This is a genomic window from Nostoc sp., from assembly GCF_036919555.1.
In the GTDB taxonomy this organism is placed as follows: domain Bacteria; phylum Cyanobacteriota; class Cyanobacteriia; order Cyanobacteriales; family Nostocaceae; genus Nostoc.
Window position 1 is genome coordinate 47,100 of sequence record NZ_JBALCS010000015.1, and the last position, 13,717, is coordinate 60,816.

At 40.4% G+C, this 13,717-nt stretch carries 13 protein-coding genes and 2 pseudogenes; 6 read left to right on the forward strand and 9 right to left on the reverse strand.

Translation table 11 applies throughout. The features are described from left to right. Positions 1-174 (forward strand): annotated as a pseudogene (locus V7K36_RS34010) (transposase); the annotation flags it as partial. A gap of 145 nt (positions 175-319) precedes the next feature. On the opposite strand, the gene recR reads toward V7K36_RS34010, so the two are convergent. The 4 genes from recR to V7K36_RS06240 form a co-directional block, all read right to left on the reverse strand. Then, on the reverse strand, positions 320-877 hold the full coding sequence (gene recR / locus V7K36_RS06225) for a recombination mediator RecR (protein ID WP_335071955.1): 558 nt from the start codon (positions 875-877) through the stop codon (positions 320-322). 104 nt (positions 878-981) lie between these two features. Further along, a complete protein-coding gene (locus V7K36_RS06230) occupies positions 982-2,676 on the reverse strand; it encodes a KGGVGR-motif variant AAA ATPase (RefSeq protein ID WP_335114093.1) in 1,695 nt (564 codons plus the stop codon). Further along, on the reverse strand, positions 2,673-3,197 hold the full coding sequence (locus V7K36_RS06235; protein ID WP_335114095.1) for a helix-turn-helix domain-containing protein: 525 nt from the start codon (positions 3,195-3,197) through the stop codon (positions 2,673-2,675). The genes V7K36_RS06230 and V7K36_RS06235 overlap by 4 nt, the downstream gene beginning before the upstream one ends. Then, positions 3,187-3,576: a type II toxin-antitoxin system RelE/ParE family toxin gene (locus tag V7K36_RS06240; protein WP_335114097.1), complete on the reverse strand. Its 390-nt coding sequence runs from the start codon at positions 3,574-3,576 to the stop codon at positions 3,187-3,189. Before V7K36_RS06240 ends, V7K36_RS06235 begins: the two co-directional genes overlap by 11 nt. Before the next feature lie 255 nt (positions 3,577-3,831). Here V7K36_RS06240 and V7K36_RS06245 point away from each other — a divergent pair. Next, positions 3,832-3,948: pseudogene (locus tag V7K36_RS06245) on the forward strand (Uma2 family endonuclease); the annotation flags it as partial. A 75-nt stretch (positions 3,949-4,023) separates the two neighbouring features. On the opposite strand, the gene V7K36_RS06250 reads toward V7K36_RS06245, so the two are convergent. Next, positions 4,024-4,374 (reverse strand): histidine triad nucleotide-binding protein, encoded by a 351-nt coding sequence (locus V7K36_RS06250; protein ID WP_335114099.1) that lies wholly within the window; start codon positions 4,372-4,374, stop codon positions 4,024-4,026. Between the two features lie 221 nt (positions 4,375-4,595). Between V7K36_RS06250 and V7K36_RS06255 the strand changes: the two genes are divergently transcribed. Beyond that, positions 4,596-5,474 (forward strand): glycosyltransferase family 39 protein, encoded by an 879-nt coding sequence (locus V7K36_RS06255; protein WP_335114101.1) that lies wholly within the window; start codon positions 4,596-4,598, stop codon positions 5,472-5,474. 227 nt (positions 5,475-5,701) lie between these two features. Further along, positions 5,702-6,133, forward strand: a complete 432-nt coding sequence (locus V7K36_RS06260) for a hypothetical protein (RefSeq protein WP_335114103.1) — start codon at positions 5,702-5,704, stop codon at positions 6,131-6,133. Between the two features lie 392 nt (positions 6,134-6,525). Here V7K36_RS06260 and V7K36_RS06265 read toward each other — a convergent pair whose 3' ends face one another. Beyond that, complete coding sequence (locus V7K36_RS06265; protein ID WP_334945020.1) at positions 6,526-6,786, reverse strand: hypothetical protein; 261 nt, start codon at positions 6,784-6,786, stop codon at positions 6,526-6,528. Positions 6,787-7,315: 529 nt separating this feature from the next. Between V7K36_RS06265 and V7K36_RS06270 the strand changes: the two genes are divergently transcribed. Further along, positions 7,316-9,454: a tetratricopeptide repeat protein gene (locus tag V7K36_RS06270; RefSeq protein WP_335114105.1), complete on the forward strand. Its 2,139-nt coding sequence runs from the start codon at positions 7,316-7,318 to the stop codon at positions 9,452-9,454. Between the two features lie 79 nt (positions 9,455-9,533). Here the strand turns inward: V7K36_RS06270 and V7K36_RS06275 are convergent, their stop codons facing one another. Together V7K36_RS06275 and V7K36_RS06280 are read right to left on the reverse strand one after the other, a co-directional pair. Continuing rightward, positions 9,534-10,289 carry a hypothetical protein gene (locus V7K36_RS06275; RefSeq protein WP_335114107.1) on the reverse strand — a complete coding sequence of 252 codons (756 nt, stop codon included), beginning with the start codon at positions 10,287-10,289 and terminating at the stop codon, positions 9,534-9,536. Positions 10,290-10,417: 128 nt separating this feature from the next. Further along, complete coding sequence (locus tag V7K36_RS06280) at positions 10,418-11,950, reverse strand: DUF1565 domain-containing protein (RefSeq protein WP_335114151.1); 1,533 nt, start codon at positions 11,948-11,950, stop codon at positions 10,418-10,420. A gap of 325 nt (positions 11,951-12,275) precedes the next feature. On the opposite strand from V7K36_RS06280, the gene V7K36_RS06285 reads away from it, so the two are divergent. Then, entirely contained in the window at positions 12,276-12,404 is a 129-nt protein-coding gene (locus V7K36_RS06285; protein WP_335114109.1) for a hypothetical protein, read from the forward strand. Positions 12,405-12,805: 401 nt separating this feature from the next. Here the strand turns inward: V7K36_RS06285 and V7K36_RS06290 are convergent, their stop codons facing one another. Continuing rightward, entirely contained in the window at positions 12,806-13,666 is an 861-nt protein-coding gene (locus tag V7K36_RS06290; RefSeq protein WP_335114111.1) for a pentapeptide repeat-containing protein, read from the reverse strand. Positions 13,667-13,717 lie beyond the last annotated feature (51 nt).

Sequence of the window (13,717 nt, forward strand, 5' to 3'; positions counted from 1 at the left end):
CGATTACGTTCTGAGTATGCGGATCACTTGTCTAAGTTTTATTGGGGAAGTAAACCACAGTTTTGGTCTAGTTCCTATGCAATTATCAGCGTGGGCACACAAGCACCTTTATCACGACTAATCCAGTATGTGCAGAATCAAGAAAAGCCAGAATACTTGAAGATGGACCAATAATACTGGTTTCGCTAACCCCACCTAAAATGTAGATGTTTTTATAGTATTTTTAGGTGGGGACTGCGCGAAACATTTCTTGTTCAAAAATCAAATACTATTCCTATATCAGAAAGCTTCAATCTAAAGTTTATACATTTAATTAAGCCTAATCTAACTCTCGGCGTCCTTCCAATGCCCTTGCCAGGGTCACTTCGTCGGCGTACTCCAAATCACCACCTACAGGTAAACCAAAGGCAATCCGCGTCACCTTAGTAAATGGCTTCAGTAGCTGACCGATATACAGTGTTGTTGTTTCACCTTCTACACTCGGACTAATTGCGAGAATTACTTCTTGAGGTTTTTGCTGACTCACCCGCCGTTGCAAAGCCAGTATAGTCAACTGTTCTGGCCCAATTCCATCAATTGGAGAAATAACTCCACCCAAAACGTGATACTTGCCTTTATACTCGCGGGTTTTTTCCAGCGCAATCACATCACGAGGATCTGCTACGACACAGATAGTGTTATTGTCACGGTTGGGATTGCGGCAGATTTCACAAACAGGTTCAGCAGATAAGTGAAAGCAGACAGAACACAAGCCTATCTGTTTTTTTGCCTCAATTAAAGCTTGTGCTAAAGCTTCTACTTCTGCTTCTGGTCGCTTCAAAATATGCAAAGCCAGTCGTTGGGCAGATTTGGGGCCAACTCCCGGCAAGCGTTGCAATTGCTCAATTAACCGTGCTAAAGGGCGTGCGTAAACCGTTGTCTTATCTCCAGAATGTCTTTACCATCACTATGATGACACTTTTACAAGATTTTTTAGATTGGTTATTTAATATTCTGACCCGATGAATACTTATAGGATGACTTTTGTAATTCACGTGCTAGTTCAGATAATCCACAGTCCTTTAAGTTTTGGTAAAAACTCTCGTCCTTTGATACACGGAGTTTTGCAAGTGAACGTATTGCATCTTCTAGTTCTTTGACACGATTTAAATGGTGAGCCAAACTAGCTGCTTGCTCTATAACGGTAGGATTGTAGTCTCGCCGTATAAACTGTTTAGCTGACTCAAACGCACCTTCCAAATCTCCATTATCTTTCAAAGTTTCTATTGCTAAAAAGATGAGCGAACCTCCTAGCTGCTTCGGAGGAATATCTAGAATTAATCTCGCTGCAATCTCAGTGTGACCTAGCTTCAAAGCTGTTCTAGCTGCAATCAATTTTGCTTGGATTTGGATATCGTCATTAAGTTCTTGATCATCACACAAAGGAAAAACAACATCAAAACTTTTAGAATATTCTTCTATATCTTCCAATATATCTGCGTAGCGTACAGCTTGTTCTGGGTTAAGCTCTTCCCTCTGACATAAGGGATCTATGACACGCACAGCTTTTTTCTTATCTTGTTTATCAAGCTTCCGCTCAGATAAATAGCTTTCTGCAAGAATTTGTTGTGCTTCTTGGTCAGTTGGTAATAGCTCAAGGAGTTCCCAACCAAAAGACCTTAATTTTTCTATGTTCTCCCTTAACCGAAAAAACCGCATAGCAGTACGATATACATCTGGATGCGGATAGAGTGCAACTAGCTCTAAAACATCCTCTTCTGACTTTTCGAGTGAAGATGAAAAGAGCAAGCGACTACCTATTTGCTCAATCTCAGCCCGAATATTTTCACTAGAAAGTTCTAAATTCAATCCATAAAATAATCGCACATAATTGCTTACTAGTTCCTTATTACTGTCAGGATCAGCAATTGCCAAGAACTCTTCTTGTTCTAGATTCTCACAGGAAAACAAAAAGAACAGTTTAGTCTCATCTGTTTCAAAAATTTGGCAACATCTTTGCTTAAAGCTGTCTAAATCTTTAGGTTTTGGTACGCGTGATACAACAACTTTGACATCGATTGACTTTCCAAGCGCTTTAGCTACTGCACTTTGCTCAATCAGTCGTTTAATATGCTTGCTTACTTTGATACTTTCTGAACTCAAAGGAGACAGCATGACAACTTCATCAGGTAGCTGCTGTGTACAAATACCTGCTATTTCGGTAATGCCTGTGCGGGAGTCTATAATCACAAAATCTGCCTGTAATTCTTTTTCAATCCGGGCAAGAAACTGTTGAAAAAACGCAACCCCATCACGTTTTTTAGAGAATAATAAATTCCAGTCAAGCTCAGTCAGCTTTCTGTAATACTCATCGGAGAGATACTGCCCTGCTGGAATGAGCCACAAGGGTGAAGTTTTTTTTGAAGGAATTGGTATCTGAAGGCTTATTTGCTTAATGCTTCCTGGATCAGTATTTTGTTGCTGATAATCTAGGATGTAGTCGAGAAGTCCTTTTTGCTCAGATGGTAATTCAAATCCAGAAAACTGGGCAAACTTTGCGTCTAAACCTGGTGCTTCCAGGTCAAAATCTACTAAAACAGTTTTTCGACCCAGTTTAGCTAGATAAAGTGCAAAATTTGCTGCGGCAAGTGTTCTACCAACACCACCTTTATACGAATAAAAAGTAATTGTTTTCATGCTACACTATCCTTCCCCCAAGAACCTCCTTGTCGATGCCGAACATGCTGTGCCTCAGAATATGTCTCTCTCTCTTTGGGTGAGATTAAGCTAAAATCTGGGGTTGGTAATTCGTTCACAGGCTCTGTGTTGTCAGCATCTTCAAATATTGCGTTGATGGCTGCCTCTACGTCTATTTTATCCACAGTCAGATTTGCTGCAATTATTTCAACCCGTTGCTTTTCTACAAGAATTGCTGCCTCAAAATCTGCCCCTAAAGCATTTAAGTAGGCAAGTACGGAGTCAAACGTGTGATCATTATTGATGTCTTCCAACTTGGATACCCAACTTTGTCCCACACCAAACCGTTCACCCATTTCTTTTTGAGTAAGTCCAAGCCGCTTACGTACATTTCGCATTGCCTGAGTTAAAGCAAGCCGAAAAATCTCCTGACGCTCGACGAGACGATTCTCAGGTGTATCCTGGACAATTTCATTTAAGGAAGCCAAAGCATCGCCGCCTAGATGGGGATTATTGCTCATCTGTTTTATCCTCCTTCGCTACTACCAAATCTCGCCTTTGAGCTGCAATCTTAATTTGATTTGGTGGAGTTTTACGCCCCTTTTTCTTAAAAGCGTGCAGCAAAATTAGACGCTTAGGTGTTAAGGCACAGAGAAAGATACGGATATTGTTAGGAGTGTTATCCAAACGTAATTCATAAAGATTATTTTCTGTCTCTATTTTGTCTAAAATATCTGAACGCTCGACTAGTAAGACTAATCCTTTGTTTTTTAGATAGTAGAGGCGCAGTTGAAACTGCTTCAATTCGCCCTGAGTGAGCGAGCGATCATTGAAGAACTCGCCAACTGGTTCAGTCCCATCTACCTCCTGGTAGTAAATAATCTGCCATTCTTCACTCACCACAGGCTCCTCACACCCAGAATTAATATGCCATATTTGGAATATTATTCGATATTACAATATTATCAACCTAAAAATTCGGTTGGCTTGATTGTCAGTGAGTTCAGTTGTTATACAGCTAGGCTATCAGTGCAGTAGTTTTGAGCCTATCGGGTTGGTGAGTTTAATTGTGAGGAGCGTAGGCGCAGCGCGCCGCAGGCATCGCCTTTTTGAGATACTGTAAAATTAAGTCAGACTTACAGAGATGATGTGAGCATCAAAACGCCAGCCAAATTGTCTGTAGGTGATTATCATCGCATGATTGAAGCGGGGATTCTGTGCGATCGCAGTGTGGAGTTGCTAGCGGGCGAAATTGTGGAAATGACTCCAGAAACCCTAATTTATTACAGTTATAGTGATTTTTTTTAGTGATGAATTGCGTCTAGAGACACAATTCATCGGGTTTTATCAACCAGGGGGCCAGTTTAACTGCCGTCCTCCCAAAATATGCAAATGTAAGTGGTGGACTGTTTGACCACCGTTATCGCCAGTGTTGATGACAACTCGATAACCGTTTTTCAGTCCAGCTTCTTCTGCAACACGTTTGGCGGTTAACAAAAGATGCCCCAACAGAGCATGATCCTCAGATTCAGCATCAGCTAGTGTGGGAATGGGTTTTTTGGGAATGAGGACGATGTGAACGGGCGCTTGGGGATGGATGTCTTTGAATGCCAAGACCAAATTATCCTCATAAACAATATCAGCCGGAATTTCCCGACGAATGATTTTGCTGAAAATCGTTTCTGTAGTTTCACTCATGCTAATCTACCTACTCATCTGCTAGAGATTTTAAAAGTTTACTGTAATGACTCGATCATCTACACAATAAAATACTCGTTTGTGTGATAAAGTTTTCCATAGATAAAATTCCTCCCACTCCAACATAGAGACAATAATTATAATCTCTCACTCAACTAGAGGGTAGCATTTTGATGCTTAGAAAGTTGCATATCTTGTATCCCAATGCTTTGGAAATTTAGATGAAACAGCCAAAATACTATTTTGTTGTTTTTCTTATTATCATAATTAGCATCTTTCTGCGTTTCTGTTTGTTGCAAAATCAAAGTCTTTGGTTTGATGAAGGCTGGAGTCTAGCTTTATCTGATGATACAACCTTTCAAGAAAATCTCTTCCAAATTGTAAATCGAGAAGCTGGTGACAAATACCAACCGCTTTATTATTTAGTCTTGTTCTATTGGCGTTCGGCTTTCGGAGATAGTGAATTTGCGATTAGATCGCTCTCAGCTTTGCTAGGAGTCGGCTCAGTAATTGCCATATTCTTTACTAGCCTACGTATTTATGGAAAAACACATGCCTTATGGTCTTCCATGATTCTAGCAGTTAGTTCTTTCAGCGTGTTCTACAGCCAAGATGCCAGACCTTACGCATTATTAATATTTATAGCCTCACTTCAGATATATTTCTTTAGTTATTCAATGGCTGAAGATAAGAGTAATAAAATTATTCCACAATTGCTTTTTGGTATCTTTACTGCTACAGGAACTTTTAGCAGCATTTTGACAATAATTTTTAGTTGTGCCCTGAGTTTATCTCATATTATTGTTTATAGAAACTTAAAAGAATGGATCAAATGGTGGATACCTGCGGTAATTTTTTCTTCTGGGATGATTTGGTTCTACTTGTCTTCACCTGCTGCATCTGATCCAACAGCTACTACAGTTACTCGTACTGGATTACCCATAGTTCAAAACATTATGTTTGTAATCTACGGTACATTAGTTGGGACATCCTATGGACCGCCACTGGAACAATTACGTGATGCGAATAGGATAAAAATTTTACTTGATTACTGGCCCCATTTCCTAATATTTATTAATGTCATTACTGTAATTTTATAGCTTTAGTAAAAAGTTTATTGACACAGTGTAAGAGAAAAAGATATCAACGGGCTGATTTCTTATTTACATCGCTTTTGGTAACGTCATTTTTACTAACTTTTCTGTTTGCCCTCATTACCAAAATTAATTGGCTACCGCGCCACTCTTTTTATCTATGTATACCAGTTATCATTCTGATTCCATCAGCATTTTTACATAACTACCAGAGTCACAAAAAACTTGATATAGTGCCTCAAGTTGCTAAGTTAGCTACTATTTCTTTGATAATTATGAATGTTTATTCAAATCTTCAATACTATTCAAATCCAGCCTATGCAAAAGATGACTACCGCTCTGCTGTTCACTACCTTTTACAACATCGAGATAAATCTGCAAAATCTGTATTGTTGTTTGGACAGCCTAAATTACTTCAATATTATGGAGATTCATCGACTTTATATGTACCAGAATATGTTCTTAAAACAGTGAATGGTAAAAATATGGCAGAAAAAGTTAGTACAATGACTAAAAATTCAGATCGAGTTTTTGTGATAATTAATCGTGAATTTAATTGGAAACTAAAAGATGTTTTTAAAAGAGAAATGAGTGATTTATATAACTTGGAAGATGAGGCTGATTGGCCTTATATGAAAATATATCGATTCACAAGGAATAAATAGAAGAGGACATCAAAATTCCAGCGCTGATTAGATTTTATTTGGGAGGATCTCAATGAGTGTAAAAAGCCTTGTAAAACCTCACCCCAACCCTCTCCTTAGTAAGGAGAGGGAGCAAGAATCTTGTTTCTCACTTTTATTTTGATGATTTTAAAAGGTATTTATGATCCAATACAAAGATAGGAATAAGAATTAAATAACATACAATTTATGTCCCTGGTTTACCTCACCCTCAATCCCTCTCCTTATAAAGGAGAAGGAAGCTGGAGACAGGATGAAGTTTTGCATTTTATTTAATCCACGTTCCATAACAAATAGCGTTCCCAATTGGGGAACGCTATATTTTGGTAAATTCTGTTAAGATAATTTAAATTTAAAATTGCTAGTTGCTAAAATCAGGCATGGAGATTTGCTTGTTCCTGCAACCAAGGATCTACAGGTTGTCCATCTTTGCGGCGTAATTCAATTTCTACTACCATCACTTCTTTTGAACCAGGAGGTGCGGGTTTTTTATGGAAAATAATGTCATAATCTTCTGGATTGTGTTTGTGTTCTTTTAACCAATCCTGTACCTTAGTTGTGGCAAAAAATGATTGCCCTTGCTCAAACATTCGGGTAATCTGCAATTGCAGTGTATAAGGATTTAAGCGACCCATTTTCTACCGCCTTTGTTAAGTTAATTTTAGGACAAGTAATCTGCTTACCCTAGATAATCTAATGTTAGTGCGAAGTACCCACATCTGACCAAATAATTACTAATTCGTAATTCGTAATTCGTAATTAAGAGGGTACAGCGCAAGCATTAAAATCTCCGATTTGGTGGTCAACAAGACAGTGGAGGGTTCAGAGTAAGCACTGATTGCAACTACGAATTACGAATTATTTTGACACTTGGCGTACAGATGCAAATTTCAGTTTCAACCCCCTACTAGTCTGTCAAGTTTAAAGTGATGGTTAATCGAGTTTGTAGTAAGGACTTTATTGCTTACTACAAACCATTGTGTCAAAAACTTGACTGCACTCACCGGGTGAAGTTCTACGTACACTAAGGGACAAGGAAACGGATTAGTTAAGGATTGTTCAGCATTTCTCACTGCCTCTACAACATTTCACTACTTAATTCTGTTATAGATTGGAGAGAGGCACGCCGCTTCAAAAACTGACCAACAGACTGAGATGGTTGTTATGAAAAGCAAAAATCAAGCTGTTTTCGCTTTAATTGTAAAAAGCACTGTTGTCTTTTTACCTTTACTGTTAGCCGTTGGAATTGCCACTGGTCAATCTGCACCATCACCTTCCCCAGCACTAACCCCTACTCCGGTGTTATCGAATCAGGAACGGGAAGAATTAGCGCGACTACGAGCCGAAAAGCGAATTCAACAGCAAGTCCAATCTGATTTTAATAGCGCTTTTAGCCGTACAACTATCTTACTCAATGTCTGGCTAGTTATATTAAGTTTATTTCCAGTCGCAATTATTGCTTTATTTTGGCTCCTACGACGGGTGGTAATTCGTGAAATTGTTGATAAAGCAATTCAACAAATACAGGGACTGGAAAAATTACAAAATCAGCTAACCACCGTTAAGCAAGAGGCTGAAAATGTTATTCAAGAAGCTAAAAAAATCAATTATGAATTAGAACAGGAAAAGACTGCTTTACAACAAAAAATTAAAGATGAACAAGAAAATATGTCTATTCTTACATCTGAAGTAGATTTAGCTAAAACACAGGTATTAAGTAGATTAGAAACTGAACTCAAAAAATCTCAACAAAATATAGAAACTTTAGAGTCAAAATTTGCTTCTGGACTATCTAAGTTAGAGTTTGATGCTCAACAACAAAGAGATATAGTACTGGAGAATCTAGGAAAATTAACATCTGTCATGGCAGAGGAACTGTCTAATTTAAAGTTAGGTGTGCAACAACAGCAAGAAATTGCAGTTGCTAATTTAGAAGTATCGAGGTCTGAGTTCACATCTCAACTTTCTGGATGGCAGTCTGATGCTCAAAAGCAAAAGGATATAGCTGTTGAAAATTTAACAAATTTGCAGTCAGAATTTGCTGATAAATTATCAGAATTACAGGTGGATGCTCAAAAACAAAAAGAGATTACATTTGATAATTTAGGAAAATTAGATAATCAACTGAAATCTCAATTATTAGAATTACAGACAGATGCTCAGGAGCAAAAAAATAAAATTGTTGATAATTTAGTAGCATTGCAGTTAGAGTTTACTGAAAAATTATCTGAATTACAAGTCGATGCTAAAAAGTGCAAAGAGTTAATCATTGAGAATTTAGAAAAATCTGGTTCTGAGTTTACTTCGCAATTCTCAGAATTACAATGGAATGCTCAACAACAAAAGATTCTAATTTTAGAGAAGTTAGAAAGATTAGAAACGGAGTTTGTCTCGCAACTCTCTGAGTTACAATTGGATGCCCAAGAAAGAAAGGATCTCATCCTTCAAGAACTAACTGAAATTACACCTGAATTTATCCCAGAGATTGTGAATTCGGAAAAGAATCTCATCCTTCAAGAACTAACTGAAATTACACTTGAATCTATCCCAGAGATCGTGAATTCGGAAGTTGAGGAAGAAATACAGGAACAGCCACAACAACCGGAATTCACAGCTGATGAGTATGTAAAACAGGGAGATGGACTGTTTTCACAAAGGCGTTATGAAGAGGCGATCGCAGCTTACAACCAAGCGGTAAAAATCCAACCTGATGAACCTGTAGCTTGGTTAAAAGGAGGTCTAACTCTCGGAAGGTTGAAACGCTACAAAGATGCGATCGCATCCTATGACAGGGCGATTGCGATTCAACCAGATTATCATCAAGCTTGGTGCGATCGCGGCGTTGCTTTTGGGAACTTACAACAGCATCAGCAAGCCTTTACCTCATTTGACAAAGCTACACAAATTAAGTCTGATGATGCCGTTGCTTGGTTGAATCGCGGTCTTTCCCTAGTAGCATTGGAACAATACGAAGAAGCAATGGCATCCTTAGAAAAAGCGCGGGAATTCCAACCCAATTCTCCCAAAATCTGGGATAAACGCGGTTATACTTTGGTAAGATTGGGACGCGATGATGAAGCGATCGCTAGTTTTAACAAAGCCTTAGAAATTAAGTCAGATTATGCCAGTGCCTATTACAACAAAGCAGCCTGTTACGCACTGCAAAGACAAGTTGAACTGTCTCTGCTAACTCTACAACAAGCTATTGAACTTAATCCCAGGTACAAAGAAGACGCAGCATCTGATCTAGATTTTGATGAGATTGCCGATGATCAGCGCTTTAAGCAGTTAGTTGCAGAGTAAAAAGCATTGGGCATTGGGCATTGGGCATTGGGCATTGGTTATTCCACTCCTGCTTCCCCTGCTCCTCTTCCCCGACTCCCTACTCCCCACTCCTCACAATTGAATTCTGTTCACCAGACATCGCCTTGAGTTTAGATGTAAAAGACTCAGAGCGATCGCTTTTTTCTGGAGTAAATTGCCCGATTGGGGCATGAATAGCAGCAGGTGGAAGCAGCTTTGCCCGTTTATGATGCAATGGTGATGGAGAGGGCGGTGAACTTTCTTGTGAAGTTTGCCTTTGGCTGACAGCAGATAGCTGAAGGGTTGCCGAAGAGGCAAATTTCCCAGAAAGCGGAGACTTCAAGACGGTTTTATGATCTCTATCTTCCTGCTTTCCCTCTTCTTCACTCAAAGATGTCTTTGGTTCGGAACTTTTAAGTTGTAGAGTTGCAGTATTGCTGTGTTGATAGCCATTGCCAATCTTAGCTGGTGGTAATTGAGGACTCGTCACTTTCTCTACAGTCGGATTTTTCTGGGCTGGCGGTAGGGCTGGTGCAGCCAATGAGGTTAACCTTTGGGGAAATTTGCTACAAATCATCCGTTCAAATTCCATGTTGAAATGATATGTAGCCTGATCCCGGCGCTGCCAAAATATTAAGATTTGCTGCACGGAAACCGCTTTATAACGACCTTGATATAGCGCCTCAATCACTGCCAGGTGTAACCAATTAAGGGGATATTGTGTTTGCCAACGCTCAACTAGCTCATTGGCACTATACCCAGTGAGATCAAAACTATAGTTAATTAATAAGGCGATCGCCAAGTTGGCAGATGTATCTGGAAGTGTTGTTAACATGGGGCTATTAGCTCTAGGCAATAGGTCTAAAATTTGTCACCCATCGCATATTAGCCTAGCGTGCTTTTAACTACATGGTTTTTTTCACGAGTTATTAAGCCGATAGGCAGTGTTCCCTATTTTACTTATCAACTTCTGGAATGCAACCCTACATAGACTGATTTAATCGCAGGTGTTCGCCCAATGGCGACTAATGCCTGATAAACCATCGCTGCAACTTCGGCTCGTGTTGCCGAATCTAAAGGTGCAAGCACTTTCGGATCAGGATAGTTGACAACTATTCCCCCTTGTGTAGCAGTGGCAACGGCGATCCGGGCATAGTCGGGAATGGTATGACGATCGCTATATACTTCTAAAATATCGCTATCAGCAGCTGGTAATCCGAGTCCGTTTACTAGGGAGACAATCACCTGTAGTCGCTGGACATTTTGATCGGGGCGGAAAGTGCGATCGCTAAATCCGCCAACAAAGCCGCCGCTAGCAGCGATTTTGATCGCGTTATCAGCCCAAAAATCTTTGGGTACGTCTGTAAAATCAGGTGCTGGGACTTTGGGAAATGGGTTAAAAGCGATCACCACCAAAGCCGCGTACTGGGCGCGAGTCATGGGTTTATCTGGCTGATAGCTACCATCGGCAAAACCCTGAGTTAAATCCATGCTCACTAATGCCTGAATAAATGGTTGCGCCCAATGTCCATCTAATTGAAGAGACGCGGGGAGTTTTTCAGATCGGGATTTTGTCGGGGCGTTAGAGAAACTGGTGCTAATTGCGACTCGATTAGTTGGGATCAATTCCAGCAAGCCCTTGACTAGAGAAGGATTTAATTGATTACCTACAGAAACCAGCTTTTGTGTAGTGGCATTGTGTAAATCAAATTCATTATTATCACGAAAAATATTATTACCGGGATATTGGGTATTACCTAAATCGGGGACTGCATTGCCATTGACTAATAGACCACCTTGGGTATTTTTGGCAATCAGATTTTGACGTAGCACAGGGTGGGCGTTGCGAGAAAGTGCGATCGCTGTGCGATTTTCTGATAATTTGTTATTGGCGATCGCTGGAGCGGCAAAGTCACTAATTGCTATGCCTAACAGGTTTCTTTGAAATACATTCCGTAGTACTTTTCCCTGGCTATGACGTGCCATCACTAACCCACTAGCACTATTTTGCACAAATATGTTATCTAAAATAGCGGGTTTGGCAGTACCAGTGGTAAACACACCTTCTCGTCCACAGTCGCTCAAAGTATTGTTAGCTAAAGTAGGTGCAGCCGATTCAATCCAGATACCAGTTCCTTTGGCTGAGGGATTAGTGACAGTTACACCTAAAAGACTGGCATTATCTAGCAAGAGCAGCGTGATATTTTGTAAACCAAAACTGCGACTTTGATACTCGCCACTCCCGGAAATTACAATCCCTGCACCTTTTTTTGCTTCGTTACCCACCACTGTCGCCCCTTCAGGGATGACTAGTGGGAACACCTCACCACTAGCGGCGCTGTAAGTCCCCAATTCCAGATGAATTATCCTGGTGATTTTAGTTACTTTTAAGGCACGGGTGAGGCTTTTAAACGGACTCAACCGTGAACCAGTATTGGTATCATTCCCTGTCATAGGGTTGACATAGAGTGTGACAACGAGCGTAGAGTTCACCATTGATAATTGAGAGTCAATAGTTTTAATTATGACAATCATTTGCTCCCCTCTCCCAAAAATGGGCTATTGGGACTTAGACAAAAAGTAGTAATAAAAAAAAACTTAAATGTATATACAGAGAGACTTTGACATCGACTTGCCTAGTTTCTTGATATATCTGGGTTTCAAGGATTTTTGAGCCTTTGGTGTATTTTCCTTGTTGTATATGGGTTTGGGGCTTGTTACTACCTCAAAAATGTTTAAGTCCCGCTAATTACCCGGACATGATATTAATCTGCCAAAATCTGCAATAAAAGATCAACTTTTTCAAGATGAGGAGGCATTTGTGACTGATATACCAACTGGTCAAATGACTTGGCGATTACCAGGTTCCTCAGAATCTGCCTTACATTTGCGGCATAATGCTTCGGAACCTTGGCGATCGTATAAAGAATTTCCACAATGTTCTACCTAATCCGCCCGGTTTTTCCGAAGGATACGCTACATTTTTAGCGCTCCTGAAAAAGAACTGGCAGCCTCTATGAAGAGTGCTGAGTTATATCATGTCCGCCAAATTATCCATAATAAAAGAACCCCACCCCCAACTCCTCCCCGCCTGCGGGGAGGGGAGACAAAGCGTAGCTTTGGCGGGGTGGGGTTCTTCGGGTTTAATAAGTAATCAAGCGGACATGATATTACGAATAGAAAGAATGTAGAGACGCGAAAATTTGCGTCTCTACAAGGGTTTCAGGCAAGGAATAATTAATTTCTGGAAATGTTTAGTAATTAGTTTAGTCAAGCACTTACAGCTATTTTCAGGTAAATAGACCACGCGGTAAGGGCACAGCATTGCTGTGCCCTTACGACAGATGTGGTTCAAATACTTGAATTCTGCTGTAAACTTTCGCGGGTTGTTGTGCGGGTGTAAGCGTTCCAAACGTCGAGTTCTGAATGTGGACGGCTGGAAAGCATGGCTAGGGTTGCTTCTGTGAGTCCTTGAGCAAGAGTAAAATCTGCTCCAGCGATACTTTGAAGATGCTCCATCTCTGCATCACTGAGGTCAGTTGCTCGCAGGTCTGTATCCCGCAAATCGGCTCCAGTCAATCGAGCATTTCGCAAGCAAGCCCCTGTCAAATAAGCTTTTGTCAGGTCAGCGCCACTTAAAGCCGCACCTTGCAAATTGGCTCCTGTCAAGTCAGCGCCACTCAGGTAGGCTCCACGCAGATTAGCGCCTTCTAAATCTGCGTTTCGTAAAGAAGCTGTATTCAGAAAAGCACCATTGAGATTAGCACCCGGCCCCACAGCTCCCGAAGCTTTGTAGTTATATTCTTGAGGCCATTTCGTCTGTGAATCATAACGCGCGACTTGGAGTTTGGCTCCCTCCAAATTTGCGCCACTGAGATTTGCTTGTTGGAGGTTAGCACGGTTTAAATAGGCTCCCTGCAAATTAGCCCTACTCAAATCGGCTCCTCGCAGATTAGCGCCTCGCAAATCAGCCCCACTCAAATCGGCATTACTCAAGACTACCTGACTGAGGTCGGCTCCTAATAGCTTGGCTTTACTCAAGTTAGCTTGCTGTAAATCGACTTCCCTGAGCTTGAATTGGTACAAATCTACCCAATCCAGAGGGATTCCTGTTTTGAGGGCTGTTAAAATTTCTGGAGTTGGACTAGGGCGTTCGGCAAAGCCGTTGCCGTAGGCATCGCTAGTAATAAGTTGAATTTCACTATTTGTCATCAGCTGATTAAAATATAACTTTTGGAGTTATTCTACACTTTAGCTAAATCG

What these genes read in the sequence shown, in the direction of transcription:
- V7K36_RS06230 (WP_335114093.1), bottom strand. Translation starts at nt 2,676, where the DNA reads ATGAAAACAATTACTTTTTATTCGTATAAAGGTGGTGTTGGTAGAACA.
- V7K36_RS06235 (WP_335114095.1), bottom strand. Translation starts at nt 3,197, where the DNA reads ATGAGCAATAATCCCCATCTAGGCGGCGATGCTTTGGCTTCCTTAAAT.
- V7K36_RS06250 (WP_335114099.1), bottom strand. Translation starts at nt 4,374, where the DNA reads ATGAGTGAAACTACAGAAACGATTTTCAGCAAAATCATTCGTCGGGAA.
- V7K36_RS06255 (WP_335114101.1), top strand. Translation starts at nt 4,596, where the DNA reads ATGAAACAGCCAAAATACTATTTTGTTGTTTTTCTTATTATCATAATT.
- V7K36_RS06265 (WP_334945020.1), bottom strand. Translation starts at nt 6,786, where the DNA reads ATGGGTCGCTTAAATCCTTATACACTGCAATTGCAGATTACCCGAATG.
- V7K36_RS06270 (WP_335114105.1), top strand. Translation starts at nt 7,316, where the DNA reads ATGAAAAGCAAAAATCAAGCTGTTTTCGCTTTAATTGTAAAAAGCACT.
- V7K36_RS06275 (WP_335114107.1), bottom strand. Translation starts at nt 10,289, where the DNA reads ATGTTAACAACACTTCCAGATACATCTGCCAACTTGGCGATCGCCTTA.
- V7K36_RS06280 (WP_335114151.1), bottom strand. Translation starts at nt 11,950, where the DNA reads ATGGTGAACTCTACGCTCGTTGTCACACTCTATGTCAACCCTATGACA.
- V7K36_RS06290 (WP_335114111.1), bottom strand. Translation starts at nt 13,666, where the DNA reads ATGACAAATAGTGAAATTCAACTTATTACTAGCGATGCCTACGGCAAC.